This is a genomic window from Halobacillus hunanensis (assembly GCF_900166655.1).
Taxonomy (GTDB): domain Bacteria; phylum Bacillota; class Bacilli; order Bacillales; family Halobacillaceae; genus Halobacillus_A; species Halobacillus_A hunanensis.
Genome location: NZ_FVZB01000006.1, coordinates 878,161 through 900,173, shown reverse-complemented (window position 1 = coordinate 900,173; position 22,013 = coordinate 878,161). Strand labels below are relative to the sequence as shown.

Annotated in this window: 18 protein-coding genes; 16 read left to right on the top strand and 2 right to left on the bottom strand. The window is 45.0% G+C overall.

The annotated features are described in order from the left end of the window. Positions 1-2 precede the first annotated feature (2 nt). The 5 genes from speB (at position 3) to B5354_RS10015 (ending at position 4,538) form a co-directional block, all read left to right on the top strand. The gene (gene speB, locus B5354_RS10035) at positions 3-875 is read left to right on the top strand and encodes an agmatinase (protein ID WP_079528343.1); all 873 of its coding nucleotides are present in this window, start codon (positions 3-5) and stop codon (positions 873-875) included. A gap of 683 nt (positions 876-1,558) precedes the next feature. After that, positions 1,559-2,005 carry a hypothetical protein gene (locus B5354_RS10030; RefSeq protein WP_079528341.1) on the top strand — a complete coding sequence of 149 codons (447 nt, stop codon included), beginning with the start codon at positions 1,559-1,561 and terminating at the stop codon, positions 2,003-2,005. 79 nt (positions 2,006-2,084) lie between these two features. Continuing rightward, entirely contained in the window at positions 2,085-2,513 is a 429-nt protein-coding gene (locus B5354_RS10025) for a YwiB family protein (RefSeq protein WP_079528339.1), read from the top strand. Further along, complete coding sequence (argS, locus tag B5354_RS10020) at positions 2,510-4,177, top strand: arginine--tRNA ligase (RefSeq protein ID WP_079528337.1); 1,668 nt, start codon at positions 2,510-2,512, stop codon at positions 4,175-4,177. The genes B5354_RS10025 and argS overlap by 4 nt, the downstream gene beginning before the upstream one ends. 181 nt (positions 4,178-4,358) lie before the next feature. Then, entirely contained in the window at positions 4,359-4,538 is a 180-nt protein-coding gene (locus tag B5354_RS10015; RefSeq protein ID WP_079528335.1) for a XapX domain-containing protein, read from the top strand. Here the strand turns inward: B5354_RS10015 and cls are convergent, their stop codons facing one another. Continuing rightward, positions 4,539-5,729 (bottom strand): cardiolipin synthase, encoded by a 1,191-nt coding sequence (gene cls / locus B5354_RS10010; protein ID WP_079528334.1) that lies wholly within the window; start codon positions 5,727-5,729, stop codon positions 4,539-4,541. It abuts the gene before it with no gap. A gap of 204 nt (positions 5,730-5,933) precedes the next feature. On the opposite strand from cls, the gene B5354_RS10005 reads away from it, so the two are divergent. From B5354_RS10005 to icmF, 8 genes are all read left to right on the top strand, one after another. Beyond that, positions 5,934-8,066, top strand: a complete 2,133-nt coding sequence (locus B5354_RS10005) for a heterodisulfide reductase-related iron-sulfur binding cluster (RefSeq protein ID WP_079528332.1) — start codon at positions 5,934-5,936, stop codon at positions 8,064-8,066. 150 nt (positions 8,067-8,216) lie between these two features. Further along, a complete protein-coding gene (locus B5354_RS10000; protein ID WP_079528330.1) occupies positions 8,217-9,404 on the top strand; it encodes an acetyl-CoA C-acetyltransferase in 1,188 nt (395 codons plus the stop codon). A gap of 12 nt (positions 9,405-9,416) precedes the next feature. Next, complete coding sequence (locus B5354_RS09995) at positions 9,417-10,268, top strand: 3-hydroxybutyryl-CoA dehydrogenase (RefSeq protein WP_079528328.1); 852 nt, start codon at positions 9,417-9,419, stop codon at positions 10,266-10,268. A 21-nt stretch (positions 10,269-10,289) separates the two neighbouring features. Further along, positions 10,290-11,435: an acyl-CoA dehydrogenase gene (locus B5354_RS09990; RefSeq protein WP_079528327.1), complete on the top strand. Its 1,146-nt coding sequence runs from the start codon at positions 10,290-10,292 to the stop codon at positions 11,433-11,435. 15 nt (positions 11,436-11,450) lie between these two features. Continuing rightward, positions 11,451-12,590 (top strand): acyl-CoA dehydrogenase, encoded by a 1,140-nt coding sequence (locus B5354_RS09985; protein WP_079528325.1) that lies wholly within the window; start codon positions 11,451-11,453, stop codon positions 12,588-12,590. A gap of 21 nt (positions 12,591-12,611) precedes the next feature. Beyond that, positions 12,612-13,544, top strand: coding sequence for a methylmalonyl Co-A mutase-associated GTPase MeaB (meaB, locus tag B5354_RS09980; RefSeq protein ID WP_079528323.1), 933 nt, complete (start codon positions 12,612-12,614; stop codon positions 13,542-13,544). A gap of 2 nt (positions 13,545-13,546) precedes the next feature. Then, positions 13,547-14,176, top strand: a complete 630-nt coding sequence (locus tag B5354_RS09975; protein WP_079528321.1) for a TetR/AcrR family transcriptional regulator — start codon at positions 13,547-13,549, stop codon at positions 14,174-14,176. A gap of 14 nt (positions 14,177-14,190) precedes the next feature. Beyond that, positions 14,191-17,436: a fused isobutyryl-CoA mutase/GTPase IcmF gene (gene icmF, locus B5354_RS09970; protein WP_079528319.1), complete on the top strand. Its 3,246-nt coding sequence runs from the start codon at positions 14,191-14,193 to the stop codon at positions 17,434-17,436. A gap of 286 nt (positions 17,437-17,722) precedes the next feature. On the opposite strand, the gene B5354_RS09965 is transcribed toward icmF, so the two are convergent. Then, on the bottom strand, positions 17,723-18,040 hold the full coding sequence (locus tag B5354_RS09965) for a hypothetical protein (RefSeq protein ID WP_079528317.1): 318 nt from the start codon (positions 18,038-18,040) through the stop codon (positions 17,723-17,725). 288 nt (positions 18,041-18,328) lie between these two features. Here B5354_RS09965 and rpoE point away from each other — a divergent pair, with 288 nt between their 5' ends. The 3 genes from rpoE to B5354_RS09950 all read left to right on the top strand — a co-directional run bounded on the left by rpoE (position 18,329) and on the right by B5354_RS09950 (position 21,263). Beyond that, a complete protein-coding gene (gene rpoE, locus B5354_RS09960) occupies positions 18,329-18,865 on the top strand; it encodes a DNA-directed RNA polymerase subunit delta (RefSeq protein WP_079528315.1) in 537 nt (178 codons plus the stop codon). Positions 18,866-19,019: 154 nt separating this feature from the next. Next, a complete protein-coding gene (locus B5354_RS09955) occupies positions 19,020-20,630 on the top strand; it encodes a CTP synthase (protein WP_079528313.1) in 1,611 nt (536 codons plus the stop codon). A gap of 264 nt (positions 20,631-20,894) precedes the next feature. After that, entirely contained in the window at positions 20,895-21,263 is a 369-nt protein-coding gene (locus B5354_RS09950; protein ID WP_079528311.1) for a response regulator, read from the top strand. Positions 21,264-22,013: the final 750 nt, after the last annotated feature.

Below are 22,013 nucleotides of genomic sequence, written 5' to 3'. Positions count from 1 at the left end.
CGATGCGATTCGACCCGGCCTACTCAGGAAAAGTGTTTATTATGAGCCGATCGACGGAAGAGGAAGCTAGAGTAGTTATTTACGGCATGCCGATGGATTGGACAGTTAGCTTTCGTCCAGGCTCTCGATTTGGCCCAAACCGGATCCGCGAAGCTTCGATCGGTCTTGAGGAATACAGCCCCTATTTAGATCGCCATCTTGAAGAAGTCAGCTATTACGATGCTGGAGACATGCTGCTACCGTTCGGTAATGCTGAGCGCAGCCTTGATATCATTGAAGGCTATATTGATGAACTTTTGGAAAAAGGGAAGTTTCCGCTTGGACTCGGTGGAGAGCATCTCGTCAGCTGGCCGGTCTTCAAAGCGTTTCATAAAACGCAGCCGAACATGGCGATTATCCATATAGATGCCCATGCCGACCTTAGGGAAGAGTATGAGGGAGAAGTTCTCTCTCATTCGACACCGATCCGAAAAGCGTGCGAGTTGATCGGGCCTGAGAACGTCTATTCATTTGGAATACGTTCCGGCATGCGGGAAGAATTCCAATATGCTCGGGAAAGCGGCATGCACATGTCGAAGTTTGAAGTGCTCGAGCCGTTGAAGGAGGTATTGCCTGAGCTTGCCGGCCGTCCGGTTTATGTCACGATCGATATTGACGTTCTAGATCCAGCCTTTGCTCCAGGAACAGGGACTGCTGAAGCTGGCGGCATTACTTCCAAAGAGCTGCTCGCTGCAATTCACGCGATTGCGGGATCTGACGTCCACGTAGTAGGGGCTGATTTAGTCGAGGTAGCTCCTGCTTACGATCAAACTGAGCAAACAGCGATCGCTGCCAGCAAGTTTGTACGCGAAATGCTTTTAGGGTTTGTCGAATAAATGATAGAATAGGTCCGTTGCAAGATGCAGCGGATCTTTATTTTTAACAAATGTGCAATTATTCTTGATTTCAAGCAATTATGATGGTATTCACACAATTTGTACAAATAGTTAAAGTTATATGCAAGGCTGAATTCTAAAGGAGTGTGTTTTTGTATAAACAGCATCACCACATACTGTATCGGAAATACACTACGCTTTCCACGGCCGCGCGCGTGGTGAGGTCGTTCGATGTTGGCACATGCCCCACACGACGAGGAGTAGTTCGACGCTGGCACAAGGACGTGCCGATCTTAGTCGAACTTCTTCTATTGCCGGTTTTAACCGAACTTCCTTGTTTATACAGTCTCCTCTCTCATAAATAATGCTCTCTACAGGGTCTCATCGTCTTCGCTTTCCCCAGAAGATTCGCTGGTATGGCGGTTGATTGAAACGTAGGGCAGTCGACTCCTGCGGGAAAAGCAACAGCTGAAGATCCCGCAGGAAGCGGTTTTTGCTTCCGAGGAAGCTGAAGCGTTGCCCGCGGAAAGCGACTGCCCGAAGTGGAAATCAACCTCTCTGTTGTGATGAAGATTTATACCAACGGTGAGGGGGATAGAGCAGCAAAATTTTTAAGAAAAGAGCCTTGTCTATTTTCATGCAATTGATAAAATACTGCACACACATAAGGAGTTTTTACAAAAATGGACAAAAAACTGATTAGCGTAACGGCAGGATATGCCCTCGTTATGGCTGCATTACTCATCCTCACCTTTTCGTTTGCCTGGAACCCTTCTGGATACAGCTATGAAATAGAAAATTCTACTCTTTCGGTCCAGGAAGGCCTTAGCAATGAAGTGGTGGCAGAAGTCGAGATCGCTGACAATATGGCCGATGTGCTGCTGTTTCAGGCAGCTGTTAGTGATGTGAAAACGCACTGGCATACAGATATCGTGCTGATCGCCCTTATCTTTCCACTCATTTTATTCGCGATCTTTAAAGACAAACGGCCATTTAAAAAGGTTCTCCCCTACAAATGGTTTCTGGGCATTGTGGTGGCGATCGTTGTCATCTATGCAGCAGCTACTATCCCTTCATATTTCTCTCAAATTCAGGAAGTCGAAACGTACGTGCAAAAAATTTCGCAATAACTTGAGTTTTTGCTGCGGTATTCTTATAATAGATTAGTTAGAAACAGACTCGAAATCTGGTGGATGGAGGAGTGGTCAAATGAAGGATGTACGTATTAAGCTCATAACGGAAATCAGAGATGCGGGTCGCAAAGAAGAGATGACGTTATCTGAACAAGGGCAATTATATACGCGTAACGAAACGGAAGTCCTCAAGTTTACGGAACACCCTGAAGAGGGGGAGCCCGTGAAAACGATGGTGACAATTAAGCCGGACCATATTAGTATTAAACGAACGGGGCCCGTTGAAATGCGCCAGGTTTTTCAGAAGAAGTTGGAGACGGAGAATATTTATCATCATACATATGGTGATTTTCATATGAGAACATGGACAGACCAAATTGAGTACCGCTCGCTTTCTGAAGCTTCTCAAGGCCGTCTGTTTATTAGTTATCAGATGACGCTGAATGATGAGGTTGAACAACGCCATCGGTTAACACTACTTTTTGAGGAGGAAAGGGAATCATGAACATTGTCGAACAGACGGAACAGAAGCTGAAGGATGAAATTGTTCGAGCCGTAAAGCAGGCAGGCCTGGCAACAGATGAGCAAATGCCCGTTGTGGTGCTGGAACAGCCGAAAGATAAGTCGCATGGAGATTATGCGACAAATATGGCGATGCAGCTGGCGCGTATCGCGAAGAAAAATCCGCGTCAAATCGCTACAGAGCTTGTGGAGCAATTTGATCGTTCCAAAGCTTCTATTGAAAAAATTGATATTGCCGGACCGGGATTTATTAACTTTCACATGAACAATCAGTACCTGGCTGATCTTGTCCCAGCGATCCTGTCTGCTGGGGAAAATTACGGACGCACAGAAATTGGAAAAGGCCATAGCGTTCAAATCGAGTTCGTTTCAGCAAACCCAACTGGGACTTTGCATTTAGGACATGCCCGCGGGGCTGCAGTCGGCGACTCGTTAAGCAATGTGCTTGATGCTGCAGGATATAATGTGTCTCGTGAATATTATATTAATGACGCTGGAAACCAAATTGCTAACTTGGCTCGATCTGTTGAAGCTCGCTACATGCAGGCGCTCGATAAAGATTGGGAGATGCCTGAAAATGGCTACCATGGCAAGGATATCATCGAACTTGGCGAAAAGTTGGTCGAGGAAGACGGAACGAGGTGGGTGGATGTTTCTGAAGAAGAGCGTCTGACCTTTTTCCGTAAGTATGGGCTGACTTACGAATTGAATAAAATTAGAACAGACCTGGAAGAGTTTCGTGTTCCGTTTGACGAATGGTTTTCAGAAACGTCCCTTTATGAAGGTGACCAAATCGAACAAGCGTTAAACGTCTTGAAAGAGAAGAATTATGTATACGAGCAAGACGATGCGACTTGGTTTCGGACGACTGCTTTTGACGATGATAAAGACCGTGTCCTCATTAAGAATGATGGTACGTACACCTACTTAACACCAGATATCGCCTATCATAAAAATAAACTCGACCGTGGTTTTGATACGCTGATTAACATTTGGGGCGCTGATCATCATGGTTATATCCCGCGAATGAAAGCAGCGATTCAGGCGCTTGGTTATGATAAAGATACGCTGGAAGTGGAAATCATCCAAATGGTCAACTTGTTCCAAGATGGGGAAAAGGTGAAAATGAGCAAGCGTACGGGAAAGGCTGTTACGCTTCGTGAGCTGATGGAGGAAGTCGGGATTGACGCGATGCGTTACTTCTTCTCAATGCGTTCCAGTGACTCTCATCTTGATTTCGATATGGACCTTGCACGTTCTGAGTCCAATGAGAACCCAGTTTATTATGTACAGTATGCGCATGCTCGTATTTGTACCATGCTTCGCCAGGCTGAGGAAAAAGGTCTTACAGGTGGAGCATTCAATGGCAAGTTCTTAACCTCGGAAAAAGAAGAAGATTTGCTGAAACGGCTTGGTGAGTTCACGCAGGTAGTGGCTGATGCTGCTGAAAAACGGACACCACATCGTGTTACGCAATATGCTTTTGATTTAGCATCAAATCTGCATAGCTTTTACAATGCTGAGAAAGTGCTCGATGAAGCTCATCACGAGCGTACAACGGCGAGAATTGCGCTCATGAAAGCTGTGCGTACAACTCTACAGAATGCGCTGCGCTTAATCGGCGTTTCTGCACCAGAACAAATGTAGCTGCATAGACTAATCAAAGAGTGTCCTTGCTGAATCAGGCGGGGGCATTCTTTTTTTGTCCAAACTCTGAGTTAGAATGTTTTTCCAACCCAACATAAGGTAAAATAATGTTGATGTAGGAGAGAGAGGATAGCCTGATCATGAATGGAATAACATAAGAATACTAAAAGGGGGCGTATAGATGAAGGAAGTTTTATTTGCTTTATTAACTGGATTTGTTGTAGGAATTATATTTGCAGCCTTTAAATTGCCGATCCCCGCGCCTCCGGCATTAGCTGGAGTGGCAGGGATTGTCGGCATTTATCTAGGCTTTAAAGTGTTTGCGTGGCTTGGTCCGATGGTGAGTGCCTTATTTAAATAACTATAAAATCGGGCGCAGCACTTTGGCGATTTGGATGTTTACTTTTGTAGCGAATGAACGTTGGGACAACCACTCTTCGTTAAAAGCAATCGCATTTTGCGCGTCCTCCATATATGCTTTTCGCAAATCGCTTATAAATACGTTGTCATAGACGAACGTATTGACTTCTTTATTTAGAAAGAAGCTTCGTCTGTCAAAATTGGCGGTACCGATATCGGCTATACTTTGATCGACCATCATCACCTTAGAATGATAAAAGCCATCGTCATACAGACAGATTTTCGCTCCTGCATGGAAAAGTTGTTCCAAATATGGGATAGCCGCTTCTTTTACGAAAGGATGATCTGATTTAAGCGGCACCATGATTTGCAGAAATACTCCGCGTTGTAAGGCTTGTTTCAAAGCTTTCATCAACTTCTCAGTAGGAATAAAATACGGTGTCCCGATTAAGATTTCCTCATCCGCACGCTGAATCATCTGCAAAAATTCATCCTCCAGCTTCATCCCATCCGTAGCAACGATTTTGACAGAGTGTTTCGCTTCTTCCTTGTTCACGATGGGTGAATGCTTCTCACCTGATGCTCGATACCAATCATCAAGAAAAATATGATGAAGTTCACTGACGACAGGACCTATCAGGCGTAAATGATAATCTCGCCAATCGCCGAATTTAGGGTTTTTCCCAAGATAATTGTCGCCAATGTTAAAACCGCCTACATAAGCAATTTTTCCATCAATGACTGTAATCTTCCGATGATTACGGCGATTTAATTTATAAAAGAAATAAGGAAATCCCGGGATTGCTGAAAAGTGAAATTGCACGCCAGCTTCTGCTAAATCGTTGCGTATCGACTTGGACAGCTGGTAGCCTCCCAGACGATCTGTCATCAGGCGGACGGACACTCCTTCACGGGCTTTACTTTTCAATATTTCAAGAAAATCGCGACCTGGCTGATCGCTGCTGACTAAATAAAAGTAAATGTCCACCTGCTGTTGTGCTTCCGAGATTTCTTGAAAAAGGTCCTCAAATAATGGGGCGCCGTTTGCATATAAGTGATAATCTGCTGTCGTTTCTTTAAAAGGGAGGATCTGGGCATGGTTCTGATGGTTTCTTCTTCCTAATTTAAAATCTAACACGATTAGCAGATAGATCAAGACGATAATAAGTAAAAGGGTTATTATGAATAACATTTTAATGGTGCCTCCTTCACATTTTCCTCTATTAGTTTCTCCCAAAGATGGAAGTTTGAAAAGGAAATCGTGTAAAATGTGTTGACTGAATGCTCATTCATAATTATAGTTAATATATAAGATTCAGAAAATTGACAGGGTTCCGAATTGATAATGGGAGAGGCGGTTCGGAATCTTGCAGACTAACTAAGAGGGGGAGAACAGATGAATCCTTTGTTACTCGCAAATTGGATTTTATTCCTGGGGGTTACGATATACGGGTTATATCTATTTGTTCGTGTGGTTCGTACACGGATTGCCTATATCCAGATGGGAAAGAAATTCGAATTTGATGGGCAGATTAAACGACGCCTTCAAAAAATATGGATTTACGTGTTTGGACAGAAAAAGCTGTTAAAGGATAAGAAATCGGGAGCCATTCATGTCATGATGTTTTATGGCTTTATCCTCGTCCAATTTGGGGCGATCGATTTTATTTGGAAGGGACTGGCTCCAGATTCCCACTTACCGCTGGGTCCGCTTTATCCAGGCTTTACTTTTTTTCAGGAACTGGTGACCTTAACGATTCTTGTTGCGGTGATATGGGCGTTTTACCGTCGTTATATTGAGAAGCTTGTTCGTTTGAAACGCGGTTTCAAAGCAGGACTTGTTCTTTTATTTATCGGTCTATTAATGATTTCAGTACTTATTGGAAATGGTATGGCGCTAATTTGGCACGGGCATGAAGGCGCATGGACGGAACCTGTTGCGACCATTGTTGCAAACGCTTTCGCATGGATGCCGCCAGTAGCTGCCGCCAGCGTATTTTTCGTCATGTGGTGGATTCACTTATTAGTTCTCCTTACATTTCTTGTTTATGTGCCTCAATCGAAGCACGCACACTTACTCGCTGCTCCGGTCAATGTATTCTTAAGCCGTGAGGGGCCTCCTGCGAAGCTTTCAAAGATTGATTTTGAAATCGATGAGGACACTGACGAAGAAGATGTTTCCTTTGGGGTTGGAAAAGTAGAAGATTTCAACCAGCTGCAAATGATCGACTTCTATGCGTGTGTCGAGTGCGGACGTTGTACCAATGTTTGTCCAGCGGCGGGATCAGGAAAAATGCTTTCGCCAATGGATTTACTTGTGAAAATTCGTGACCACTTAACAGAAACAGGGGCAGCCGTTACAGGCAAGGCTCCATGGGTTCCTTCTTACGCTTTTGCTGGAACTGAAGGCAATACACTGGCCAAAATGGCCGGCTCACAAGGTGGAGATGAAGCAGCCGCAACTACAGAAGCGGCATCAAGCAAGAGTTTAATCGGTGATGTAATTACAGAAGAAGAACTGTGGGCTTGTACAACATGCCGTAACTGTGAAGACGCTTGTCCGGTGATGAACGAACATGTTGATAAAATCATCGATCTGCGCCGCTATCTTGTTTTAACCGAAGGAAAAATGGATCAGGATGGCCAGCGTGCGATGATGAACATTGAACGCCAGGGGAATCCTTGGGGGCTTTCTAAGAAAGAACGTGTCAACTGGCGTGAAGCGGATGAGGAAGTAACGATCCCAACTGTTAAGGAACTGAAGAAGTCAGGCGAAGAGTTTGACTACCTGTTCTGGGTAAGTTCTATGGGTTCATATGACAACCGCAGCCAGAAGATCGCTATGGCTTTTGCCAAACTGATGAATGAAGCAGGCATCAAGTTTGCTATTCTCGGCAATAAAGAGCAGAACTCAGGCGATACAGCTCGCCGCATGGGGAATGAATTTTTATTCCAGGAACTAGCTGAAAAGAATATTAAAGAATTTGAAAAGCATGATGTGAAGAAGATCATTACGATTGATCCGCATGCGTACAATATTTTCAAAAACGAATATCCAGATTTCGGCTTTGAGGCTGAGGTGTACCACCATACAGAAATGCTTTCAGAGTGGCTGAAAGAAGGCAAGTTAAAGCCTGAAGCAGAGGTCAATGAAACAATTACGTATCACGATAGCTGCTACCTTGGCCGCTACAACGAAGTGTACCAGCCGCCACGCGAAGTTCTTGAAATGATTCCAGGCGTGAAAGTGGTGGAGATGAACCGAAACCGTTCAAACGGGATGTGCTGTGGAGCTGGCGGCGGGATGATGTGGATGGAAGAGAAATCCGGAAACCGCATGAACGTAGCTAGAACAGAACAGGCATTGGCTGTAGAGCCGACGATGATATCTAGTGGCTGCCCATTCTGTTTGACAATGCTTTCCGATGGTACGAAAGCGAAGGAAGTCGAGGAGAAGGTCAGCACCATGGATATTGCGGAAATTTTAGCGAAGTCTATTTTTCCAGAGAAGGTAGAGAAGACGGCATAGGTAAGTGCTAACCGAGTACGTTGATAGGTCTAAGATTAGTGTGCTGTAGGAAAGTGTACAAATTTTATGTACACTTTCCTTATGAAAAGAGATTGAGCGAGCGTTCAATCACCATTGAAAGCGTTAACAAGCTAAAGGAGGAAAATAATCATGACAAAGACTGTAATTGTAGCAGGTGCACGTACACCGTTTGGAAAGTTTGGAGGAGGCCTGGCCCCGCTAACTGCCGCACAACTGGGGGGAATTGCGATCAAGGCTGCGTTAAAAAAGGCCGACGTTTTACCGGAAGACGTAAAGGAAGTCATTATGGGGACAGTGCTGCAGGGCGGACAGGGACAGCTGCCTTCACGCCAAGCTTCCCGTGAAGCCGGTATTCCTTGGGAGGTTAAAACGGAAACCGTTAACAAAGTGTGTGCATCAGGGATGCGCAGTGTAACTATGGCTGATCAGTTCATTCGCTTAGGGGAAGAAGACGTCATTGTAGCAGGTGGAATGGAAAGCATGAGCAATGCACCATACTTTATGCCAAAAGCACGCTGGGGTTTGCGTATGGGAGATGCGGCTGTTAAAGACATGATGGTGCATGACGGCCTGACTTGTTCCTTTGAAAACGTTCATATGGGTAGTTATGGAAATCGCACAGCCAATAAATTTGAGTTAACAAGAGAAGCGCAGGATGAGTGGGCGGCTCGCAGTCATTCGCGGGCCCTTGAGGCAACTGAAGATGGCAAGCTGGCTGAAGAAATCGTTGCTGTTGAGGTTCCGCAGCGTAAAGGTGATCCGGTTGTTGTCGACACGGATGAAGCACCGAGAAAAGGAACAACGGCTGAAAAGTTAGCAAAGCTTCGTCCTGCTTTTGACAAAGATGGAACGATTACGGCGGGGAATGCCCCGGGTGTTAATGATGGAGCGTGTGCGATGGTGCTGATGTCTGATGAAAAGGCACAGCAGGTCGGAGCAGAAACCCTTGCCACTATTCTTGCCCATGATGAGGTGGCGGTTGAAGCTCATGATTTCCCGGAAACACCAGGGCTCGTTATTAATAAATTGCTGAAAAAAGCGGGTAAATCGCTTGAAGAGATTGACTTGTTTGAAGTGAATGAAGCATTTTCAACGGTATCCTTAGCAAGCGGTAAAATCGCAGGGTTGGATCCGGAGAAAGTTAATGTCAACGGTGGAGCTGTGGCACTTGGACACCCGATTGGAGCAAGCGGGGCACGTATTATACTTACATTAGCACATGAATTGAAGCGTCGCGGCGGCGGTCTCGGCATTGCAGCGATCTGCTCTGGAGGCGGCCAAGGAGATGCCGTATTGATTGAAGTACCGAAACAGTAAGGGGGAGTCTATATGTCAATTAATCAAGTAATGGTCATCGGTGCCGGACAGATGGGGGCAGGTATTGCTCAAGTGTTCGCACAGTCAGGCCTGAACGTTAAATTAAACGATATGAACGAAGAAGCACTGCAGAAGGGAATTGCAGGAATCGAAAAACGGCTTCAGCGTGCCGTGGATAAGGGGAAACTAACGGCCGAGCAGCAAGCGAATGCCAATGAACGGCTTACAGGTTCGACTGATCTAAACGATGCATCTGATTGTGACCTCGTGATTGAAGCTGTCGTGGAAAACATGGACGTAAAGACCAAGGTGTTTCAAAGTCTTGATGCCATCACGCCAGCTCATGCCATTTTGGCAACGAATACTTCATCTTTACCGATTACAGAAATAGCAGCAGCGACCAGCCGCCCATCTCAGGTGATCGGCATGCATTTCATGAATCCGGTGCCGGTTATGAAGCTTGTCGAGATTATCCGTGCGATTCAAACAAGTGATGAGACCTATCAAACGATTGAAGAAATGACAGAGAAACTTGATAAAACGCCTGTTGAAGTTAGTGATTTCCCGGGATTTGCTGCTAATCGGATATTAATGCCGATGATCAATGAAGCTATTTTCGCTTTACATGAAGGAGTGGCTTCTGTCGAGGATATTGACAAAGTGATGAAGCTCGGCATGAATCATCCAATGGGGCCACTTACTTTGGCTGACTTCATTGGACTTGATACCTGCCTGTATATTATGGAGGTTCTTCACGATGGATTTGGCGATAGCAAGTATCGTCCATGTCCATTGCTTCGACAATATGTAAAAGCTGGCTGGCTCGGTAAGAAGTCAGGTCGAGGGTTTTACAGCTACGAATAACAGGCGAGGGAGAGAACAAACATGAACCTGCAGTTTACAGATGAACAACAAATGATGCGGAAAATGGTCCGTGATTTTGCAGAAAAAGAAGTGGCTCCAGCTGTTGAACGGATGGAAGAGGAAGACCGTTTTCCCATCGAATTGATTCAGAGGATGGGGGAGCTCGGTTTAATGGGCATCCCGATCCCCGAACAGTACGGCGGCGCTGAAATGGACTATACGTCCTACATTATTGCGATTCATGAAATTGCGAAAGTAAGTGCAACACTTGGCGTCATCTTATCGGTGCACACCTCGGTTGGCACCAATCCGATTCTTTACTTTGGAACAGAAGAACAGAAGCAAAAGTATATTCCTAAATTGGCTTCAGGACAATATTTAGGGGCATTCGCTTTAACCGAACCAAGTGCTGGGTCTGATGCCGGCAGCTTAAAGACGCGTGCTGAAAAACAAGGAGATCATTACCTGTTAAACGGGTCAAAAGTGTTCATAACCAATGGTGGCGAGGCAGATACCTTTATCGTATTCGCTCGTACCAATCGTGATGAGCAGCGAGGTAATGGTGTTAGTGCGTTTATTGTTGAACGTGGCACCCCGGGCTTTTCTATCGGGAAAGCGGAGAAGAAGATGGGGCTGCATGGCTCGAGTACGGTCTCGCTCAACTTTGATCAATGTAAGGTTCCTGCCTCCCAGCTGCTGGGTGAAGAAGGGGCAGGGTTTAAGATTGCGCTTGCCAACTTGAACGTCGGCCGAATCGGAATTGCAGCTCAGTCGCTTGGAATTGCTGAAGCTGCGCTTGAGCATGCCGTAACTTATGCGAAGGAAAGAGAGCAATTCGGCAAGTCGATCGCAAAGCATCAGGGCATTTCATTTAAATTAGCAGATATGGCGACAGATGTAGAAGCTGCCAAACTATTAGTCTATCAGGCTGCCACGCTGGAGGCAGCTGGTGAGAAATGCGGCAGACAAGCATCGATGGCCAAACTATTTGCCTCAAAAGCGGCTGTTAACACAGCAATAGAAGCTGTTCAGGTACACGGGGGCTATGGTTATACAGAAGATTATGCGGTGGAACGCTTTTTCCGGGATGCGAAGGTTTGTGAAATCTATGAAGGAACGAGCGAAATCCAGAGAATTGTGATTGGCAACCATCTATTAAAGGATTGAACAGGAGGAACAACAATGAATTTCAAGCTGACAGAAGAACAAGAAATGCTTAGGAAAATGGTACGTGATTTTGCCAAAAATGAAGTTGAGCCGACAGCGGCTGAACGTGACGAAGAAGAACGCTTTGACCGCGAGATTTTTGACAAAATGGCGGAACTTGGATTAACCGGCATCCCGTGGCCAGAAGAATACGGAGGGATTGGCTCCGACTTTATCAGCTATGTGATTGCTGTTGAGGAGCTATCTCGCGTATGTGCGTCAACGGGGGTAACGTTATCTGCTCATATTTCCTTGTGCAGCTGGCCTATTTATAAATTCGGAAACGAAGAACAGAAGAAAACGTATTTGGCGCAGCTTGCTTCAGGAGAGAAACTAGGGGCTTACGCGTTATCAGAACCGGGTGCAGGAAGCGACGTCTCCTCTATGCGCACGCAAGCTAAGCTGGATGGCGACCATTACGTGCTAAACGGCAATAAAGTGTGGATCACTAATGGCGGGGTCGGCGATATTTATATCGTGTTTGCGAAAACAGAACCAGACGCAGGCAGCAAAGGCGTGAGTGCTTTTATTGTGGAGAAAGGCACTGATGGATTTACGTTTGGGAAAAAAGAGAAAAAGCTCGGAATTCGTTCTTCTCCGACAACAGAGCTGATTTTCGAAAATTGCCGAATTCCTAAAGAGAATTTACTCGGGCAAGAGGGAGAAGGCTTCAAAATTGCGATGATGACGCTTGATGGCGGCCGTAACGGCATTGCAGCGCAGGCACTTGGAATCGCGCAAGGGGCGCTTGATGAGTCCGTCAATTATGCGAAAGAGCGTGAACAGTTTGGTAAGCCGATCGCTAAGCTGCAAGGGATCTCCTTTAAACTGGCTGACATGGCGACTGAAATCGAAGCAGCGCGTCTATTAACCTATCAAGCTGCTTATCTAGAATCAGAAGGAGAACCTTATGCTAAAGCGTCCGCTATGGCTAAATTGTATGCCGGTGATGCAGCGATGCGCATTACGGTAGAAGCTGTGCAAGTTCACGGCGGTTATGGCTATACGAAGGATTATCCGGTGGAACGCTACATGCGTGACGCGAAGATTACGCAAATTTATGAAGGTACCAATGAAATTCAGCGTCTCGTGATCGGACGTATGGTGACACAGTAAGAGAAAGGAAGGCTACTTGTCATGCACCCTTTAGCTGAACGGATTAAACAAAAAGATATGCGAGCTCTGGCGCGGGCGATTTCGATGGTGGAAAGTGATCATCCTGACAAATTGGCTTTAATGAGTGATATTTTTTCCATAAAAAAAAGTGCCCATTACATTGGGATCACCGGATCTCCAGGGGCAGGGAAAAGCTCACTCATTAATCGGCTGCTCACGCATTTAAGAAAACAAGAGCTTACCGTCGCGGTAATTGCGGTCGATCCGACGAGTCCGTTTAGCGGTGGGTCTTTGCTTGGGGACCGAACACGCATGAATCAGCATTTTCTCGATCCAGGGATTTTCATACGCAGCATGGCAACGCGCGGAAGTTTGGGGGGTCTGGCGCGGGCGACGAAAGATGCAATCCGTGTATGTGATGCCTATGGATTTGATGTCATTTTAGTAGAGACGGTCGGAGTCGGCCAGTCGGAGCTTGATATTATGAAGGTCGTGGATACTACGGGACTTGTACTTACCCCAAACAGCGGAGATGTGCTGCAAATTTTCAAAGCAGGAATTATGGAAATCGCGGACCTGTTTATTATCAATAAAGCCGATCTGCCCGGAGTTGTTAAGCTGAAAGCTAGTTTAGAAGAATATATGATGATTGCGGATCCTAAGGGCTGGCGGCCGCTCATTGTCCGAACAGTTTCCACAGAAAACAAAGGGATAGAAGAGCTTTGGGATGGGGTATCCCGACACCGCTCCTATTTATATGAAACCGATCAAGGGGAAAAAAGGCGCCAACAGCAGCTTCAGCTTGAAGTCTATGAGTTGATCCGTGAAGAAATTTGGCGTGAAGTGAAGGAGCATGTGGAGGAGGATCAGGAGAAACTCCAAGCGGTGAGCGACCCTGAAGCTGATCCATATAAGCTTGCACGCTCCTGGTATCAACAATGGAAGGGTGACTGAACATGACAAAGAAACAAGTACCCTCTTCAATTAAGGACGAAGCTCTCGTTGAAAAACGGCGTAAGCAAATGGTCAAAGGGGCCGTAACGCTTTTTACTGAAAAAGGGTTTCACAAAACAACGACCCGCGAAATTGCTAAAGCTTCAGGATTCAGCATTGGGACCTTGTATGAGTACATTCGCAAAAAGGAAGATGTTCTGTTTCTCGTTTGTGACTCGATTTATGAACGAGTGAAAGAGCGAATGGAAAGCTCCATTGATCAAAACGAAACGAGTGTCGACAATCTAGTCTGTGCAATTCGTTCTTATTTTTCCCTGATGGACGATATGCAGGATGAAGTGGTAGTGATGTATCAAGAGGTCAAATCGTTATCAAAGGATGCTCAGGATTATGTCCTGCGTAAAGAGCGCGACATGGTAGCGATGCTTGAGAAAGTGATCATTAACAGTCTTCCTGTTCAATTGCCGGAAGGGGATACAGCACTTGTGGCTAATAATATCTTTGTGCAAGGGCAGATGTGGGGATTCAGACGCTGGATGCTGCAGCGAACCTTTACACTGGAATCCTATACAGACAGACAAATACATTTACTGCTTCAAGGGCTGAACGTCCAGGAAAAGAATTTATCCTAAGGAGGAGAAGCATAATGGAACAACCGCACGTTTATCAAGCGAAAAATCCGGTGCGTTTTGTAACGTCATCGAGCCTGTTTGACGGACACGATGCATCAATTAATATTATGCGCAGAATTTTACAAGCAACGGGGGCTGAGGTCATCCACCTTGGACATAACCGCTCTGTAGAGGAAGTCGTTAATGCAGCGATTCAGGAAGATGCTCAAGGGATTGCGATTTCGTCGTACCAGGGCGGCCACGTAGAATACTTCAAATATATGGTCGATCTTTTAAGAGAAAAAGGAGCCGGCCATATTCGTGTGTATGGCGGAGGAGGAGGTGTTATTCTTCCGCGGGAAATCAAGGAGCTTCATGATTACGGCGTTGCCCGTGTGTTCTCACCAGAAGATGGCCGGGAACTCGGGCTGCAAGGCATGATCAATACGATGATTGAAGAATGTGATTTCCTGCCGCCGCTTAATGTCAAAGAAGCCGTGGAAGATTTGACAAAAGGCAGCCACCAGGCAATGGCACGCTTTATTACCTATGTCGAAAATACACCAAAGCAAGAACGGGAAGCTGTGGCAGCGTTTGAAACCGCTGTTGAAGAGACGACCGAGAAGACAATTCCTGTGCTCGGAATTACCGGAACAGGCGGAGCTGGAAAGAGTTCCCTGACAGACGAATTGATCCGTCGTTTCATTAACGAAGTTCCTGATAAGAAAATTGCGATTCTGTCTGTTGACCCGACGAAAAAGAAAACAGGCGGCGCTCTGCTTGGGGACCGAATTCGCATGAATGCGATTTTTAACCCACGCGTTTATATGCGCTCACTTGCTACGCGTGATGCGCGCTCTGAGTTGTCAAAATCGATTGAAGAAGCGATTCAGGTCGTGAAAGCGGCTGGGGTTGATTTCGTTATTGTCGAAACGAGTGGAATCGGGCAAGGGGATGCCGCGATCACTGATATTACTGACCTGTCCATGTATGTGATGACAGCTGAATTCGGTGCGCCTTCCCAGCTTGAGAAGATTGATATGATTGACTTTGCTGATTTTATTGTCATTAACAAATTTGAACAAAAGGGATCAGAGGACGCACTCAGCCAAGTGCGTAAACAGTACGAACGCAGTCATATGTTGTTCCATCAGGATGTCACAAAATTCCCTGTGTACGGCACGATTGCCAGCCAGTTTAATGATCCAGGAACGAACACGCTTTTTGCTGCGATCATTGATAAGTTGAACGAAGTGTATGAGTGGCAGGATGATACGTCCTTTGAACGTGTCGATAAAGTAGAAAAGCAAAACGTGATTATTCCAAATGAGCAGAAGCAGTACTTGCGTGACATTGCAATGGCTGTGCGCGATTATCATAAACATACGAAGGAACAAGCTGATCAGGCGCGCAAGCTTTACCAGCTAAAAGGCACAATAGACTTGCTGGAAGATGGTGAACATAAATCCAGCATCGAGCGGTTAGTGGAAGATTATAAACGCAAACTGGACCGTGAGTCGACTGAAAAACTTGCAGATTGGGATGATCTCCACGAGCGTTATAGTGGCGAAACGTACACCTTTAAAGTGCGTGATAAAGAAATTACCATGGACCTGACGACGGAAAGTTTATCAGGAACGAAGGTGCCTAAAGTGGCACTGCCAGCCTATAATGACTGGGGTGACCGTTTAACGTGGCTGTTGCGTGAAAACGTCCCAGGTGCCTTCCCATTTACGGCCGGCGTTTTTCCGTTTAAACGAAAAGGAGAAGATCCAAAGCGTCAGTTTGCGGGTGAAGGGACACCGGAACGTACGAACCGCCGCTTCCACTACTTGTCAGAAGGTGATGATGCGAAACGGTTAAGTACAGCGTTTGACTCCGTGACCTTATACGGAGAAGATCCTGATGAACGTCCAGATATTTACGGGAAAGTCGGCGAAAGTGGTGTGAACATTTGTACGCTGGAGGATATGAAAAAGCTGTATGACGGCTTTGACCTCGTTGACCCAACAACCTCTGTATCGATGACAATCAATGGTCCGGCTCCGATCATTCTGGCGATGTTTTTCAACACGGCGATTGATCAGCAGTTAAATAAGTTTACCGAAGAAAATGGACGCGAGCCAAATCAGGAAGAAGCAAAGCAAATTAAAGAGGAAACGATTCATGTGGTGCGTGGTACAGTGCAAGCGGACATTCTAAAAGAAGATCAAGGTCAGAATACTTGTATCTTCTCGACAGAGTTTGCTCTAAGAATGATGGGCGATATTCAGCAGTACTTTATCGATCATGAAGTACGTAACTATTACTCTGTGTCGATTTCCGGTTACCATATCGCGGAAGCGGGTGCGAACCCAATCACCCAGCTTGCGTTCACGCTGGCAAATGGGTTCACGTATGTGGAATACTATTTAAGCCGCGGCATGGATATTAATAAATTCGCACCAAATTTGTCCTTCTTTTTCTCAAATGGTCTGGATCCGGAATATACCGTTCTTGGCCGTGTAGCTCGCAGAATCTGGGCGATTGTTATGAAAAATAAATACGGTGCCAACGAACGCAGTCAGAAGTTGAAGTATCATATTCAAACATCCGGCCGTTCGCTGCATGCACAGGAAATTGACTTTAATGATATTCGTACGACATTGCAGGCCTTAATTGCCATCCAGGATAATTGTAATTCCTTGCACACGAATTCCTATGATGAGGCCATTACCACGCCGACAGAGGAATCGGTGAGACGTGCGATGGCGATTCAGATGATCATTAGCAAAGAGTTTGGCTTAACGAAAAATGAGAACTCGCTGCAAGGGGCTTACATCATTCGTGAGCTTACTGACCTTGTTGAGGAAGCGGTTCTGCAGGAGTTTGAACGAATGAATGAGCGCGGCGGTGTGCTCGGTGCCATGGAGCGTCAGTACCAGCGCGGTAAAATTCAGGAAGAATCTCTGCACTATGAAGGGAAGAAGCATTCCGGGGAGCTGCCGATTATCGGGGTGAATACGTACTTGAACCCGAACCCGCTGACAGAAGATGATATTAATTCTATGGATATTGCGCGTGCTGATAAGGAAGAGAAAGAGCACCAGATCACAGAATTGCGCAACTTCCAGAAGTCTCATGAAGATGTGGCTTCAGAGGCATTGAATCGTTTGAAAGCAACGGCAAGCGGCGGAGGCAACGTTTTTGCTGAATTGATGGAAACGGTAAAAGTTGCGAGCCTTGGCCAGATTACGAATGCGCTGTATGAAGTAGGCGGGCAGTACCGTCGTAATATGTAAGAGGAAATGCGGTCCTGCACTGCTGTATGGCATGTGGGTGTGGGCCGGAAAAACTAAGAGTCCAGCCGTTTTATAGCGGCTGGACTCTTATTGGTTGGTTTTAAGCTCGTACAATTTTCTCGACCTTGCTGATAAGTTTTTGAAGCGGAGCGGATTGTGAGGGCATTCGACATCTGATTTTAGGCATAATAGATTAAGCACATAAATAAGGCGTAAACGCTCTCGAAGCTACGACAGAGAAAGTTCGGTTAAGAACGGCGTCGAACCACCCTCATCGTGTGGGGCATTAATGACCGCCTCCGACACCGTCGTCATCATGAGCTTGATTGATTTCTACTATGTATGGATGAGAATTTCCATACCATTCATATGAAACTTCATAGTTTTCGCCGGGTTTTAAGACCATCCAGGTGCTGGTATCCTTAACTTTTAGTTTCTGATCATCTACTGTTATGAAATAACCGTTGTCCTTATGAGATTTCTCTGTCAAAGTTGCTTCAGCCAGGTGCTTTTCGTGTATGATACCGTAGTTCGTAAAGACCCATATGCCAAGGACTACAGCAATGATTGAAAATAATACCCAGTCAAAAGGGTGCTTTTCCATAGCGTCATTTCTCCTTTGTATCCTATCTTTCTCTATTTTACGATAAATATGAAGGAACTCCAAGAGATTAAAGTGCAAGCAAACTGCCTCCATTGCCGATATACATTTCCTTCCACCTCAGGTCATCCAGAATCTGGATGACCTGAGGTGGAAGGATAATCCAGTTGGGTGCAGGTGTGATTTGATTTTTGTTGTGGCTGAACATATAATGGTTGGTATGATTAAATGTTATCCGTATGTCTATGATGTAATGTATAGATTATTTGATGAGTAAAGGAGTGCTGGATTATGAGTGTGAAAGAACTTAGTAAAGAACAGATTGAAGAAATTTCCATGATTGATTTTGCAACATTGATTTTGAAAGATCAGAGAGAAGCAATGGATTTTAATGATATTTTTGATCGCATTTCTTCTATGAAAGGATTCACTGAAGCTCAGAAAGAAGAATATATAGCTCAGTTTTATACTGACTTAAATGTAGACGGTCAATTTATGACCATTGGAACGAACAGATGGGGGCTGAAAAGCTGGTACCCTGTAGAACAGTTAGAAGAGGAAATTGCTAACCTTCCGCAAAAGCGTAAAAAGAAGAAGAAAAAGAAACCTTCCAAGCTGCTTGAAGATGAATTAGGAGCAGAAGGCTATGATGACAACGATGACGATCTCGAAGATGACATCGATCTGACGGATGAAGATCTGGATCTTGATGAAGACGATGATTACGAAGGTGACTACGAAGAAGACGATTTAGATGAAGAAGAAAAAGAGATCGTGGATGAGGATGTCAGCTTTGTTGGTGATGAAGATGAGGAAGATGAATCCTAAGGTTGACTTTCAAAGTACAAATCAGTAATATTTTACTTGGGCTCTTTAAATTTAGTTTGAACGTTCAAACGCTCCCCTGGATGGGGGAGCGTTTTTTTATTTTTTCTTCCCCTGTAAATACTACTAAGATGATCAGTTTATAAAAGAAAGAGGGATGATTGTGGCTACGAAATATATTTTTGTCACAGGCGGTGTAGTGTCGTCTCTTGGAAAAGGGATTACTGCAGCTTCGCTTGGCCGTTTATTAAAAAACAGAGGGTTAAAGGTAACAATTCAAAAATTTGATCCATACATTAACGTTGACCCCGGGACGATGAGTCCTTATCAGCATGGTGAAGTATTTGTAACCGACGATGGTGCTGAAACAGACCTTGATCTGGGTCACTACGAGCGATTCATCGATATTAATCTCAACAAATTCAGTAATACAACGACAGGGAAAGTATACTCAAACGTTATCAAGAAAGAACGTCGCGGAGATTATCTTGGCGGAACGGTACAAGTAATCCCTCACATTACAAATGAAATAAAAGAACGTGTTTTTCGCGCAGGACATGAGACGAATGCCGATGTTGTGATCACCGAAATTGGTGGTACAGTCGGTGATATTGAGTCCCTTCCTTTCTTGGAAGCGATTCGTCAAATTAAGAGTGACATTGGCCGCGAACATGTGATGTATTTGCATTGCACACTCGTCCCTTATTTGAAGGCAGCAGGAGAAATGAAGACAAAGCCGACGCAGCACAGTGTGAAGGAACTTCGCTCGCTAGGTATCCAGCCGGATGTTGTAGTGCTGCGTACTGAAATGAAAATCTCAGAAGAAATGAAAGAGAAAATTGCTTTGTTCTGTGATATCGATAAACAAGCTGTAATCGAAGCAGGCGACGCAGAAACGCTTTATAATGTCCCGATTGAATTACAGGCGCAAAATCTGGACGAGCTAACTTGTAAGCATTTTGGCTGGGAAACAGAAGAGCCTGATATGACAGAGTGGAACAAGCTCATTGATAAAGTGAAGAATTTAACAGGGAAGGCAACCATTGGTCTCGTTGGAAAATATGTTGAACTTCCTGATGCGTACATTTCTGTAGTGGAAGCCTTGAAACATGCCGGCTATAGCTATGATACAGATGTTGAGGTGAAATGGGTCAATTCTGAAGAAGTTACGGAACAAAATGTCCATGAGGTACTGGAAGATGTAGATGGGATTCTTGTACCGGGCGGGTTTGGAGATCGCGCCATTGAAGGGAAAATCACAGCGATCCACTATGCCCGTAAAGAGCGTGTTCCGTTCCTCGGTATTTGCTTGGGCATGCAGCTTGCTACGGTGGAATTTGCTCGCCATGAGCTTGGACTGACAGGTGCACATTCAGCTGAAATTGATCCAGCTACACCGCATCCAATTATTGATCTTTTACCAGAGCAGAAGGAATTAACGGACCTTGGCGGTACGCTCCGCCTTGGAATTTATCCTTCTCGCCTTAAGGAAAATACAAAAGCCATGGAAGCTTATGGAGAAGAAGTGATTTATGAGCGCCACCGCCACCGGTTTGAATTTAATAACCATTACCGGGAACAAATGGAAGAGCGTGGTTTCATATTCTCTGGTACGAGTCCAGATGGCCGTCTAGTAGAAATTATCGAAGTGGAAGACCATCCTTGGTTTGTCGCTAGTCAATTTCATCCAGAATTTAAATCGCGCCCTACTCGTCCGCAACAGCTCTTCCACGGTTTTATCGGTGCAGTAATTAACGAAAAATCATAAACCCTAGAGGGGCAAGCTAGTGAAGCTTGCCCTTTTACATACGACTTATAAATTACCAATAATTGCAGGAGTTCATCTGTCGAATATAGAAGTATTAAGATTAGAGATAGAATAAGTATGGGGTAAGAGAGAGTGAAGAATAGTTTAGCGGGGCATCCCGCAGACACGAACTTTAAGCGGCTTTTTCGCTGTTTTTTGAATGAAGAGCCGTTTAAAGTTCGTGTCTCGGAAGCTTGCTCAGTAAAAGAAGGGCTGTGAATACCCATGACAAGTAAGATCCTCATTATTGACGATCAACCTGGAATCCGAATGTTGCTAGAGGAATTTCTTAAAAGTGAAGGATATGAAACCATTAGTGCCAAGACAGGAAAACAGGCTTGTGAACAGGTAATGGAGCATCATCCAGACTTGATTCTAATGGATTACAATTTGCCTGTAATGAGTGGAGGAGAAGTGCTTAAATATTTAGAGCATCAACAAGTTAATAAGCCGGTTTTTATCATGACAGGCCTTTCAGAAAGCTCTATTGAGGGGGATACAAACTATTCCTTTGTTAAGCATGTTATTTCTAAACCATTTGATATTCATCAAATTCGTCAAATGATTGCGGACTGTCTTGTAAGCGAATACTAAACGAGGACCGCTCTGTTTGTTGATTTGAGTAAGGTTCCGTATTTTAATAAGAGAATGGGGGATGGGGAGACCACTCGCTTTCCACGAGCCCTACAGGACGTGCCGTTCTTAGTCGAACTTCTGCTATCGCGGTTTTAGCCGAACTTCTTTGAAAACCGGCAAGTCTCCTCGGTCTAAGACCTCTGGGGTTCGCAGTTCCCTCCCCTATTTCGTTGAGCAACGGAACCATCTTAATAAAGATTCGTGGTTATACTAGGGAAATAGTAGCTTCAATGAATTTACTCGTCCATGAATGGTCTTGGATTGTGCCTGAAATGGTAGTGATCCGTTTCCTTCTTCTTTTTAGAAAGGTGGGAGGGGAAATGGCGAGACTCCTATGGGAGGATCGTACAAGGTGAGATCCCGGAAGGCGCAGCCTGAGGAAGCTCACCGTACGCCCACGGAAAGCGAGTTATTTCCCCGACCACCTTCGCCTCATCGAGATAATGGAACGGTTGAATTCTTTAACCTTATAAAATATACATCTTCTATAATAATAACTCTCACAAAACCATTAATGATGTTAGCCTCTAGACCATTAAATTGTTAAATTTCCCCTTAGATGGAATACGAATAGTTACTTCCCAAAATCTTTTTTAAGTTGAAAGCGCTATCTCATCCTTGGAGTGTTGCACCTTAGAAAGGGTATTGGTATTCTTATTAATGTGGCTTACTTATACGACATATTTTTCAAAAAGATAAATTGAAGAT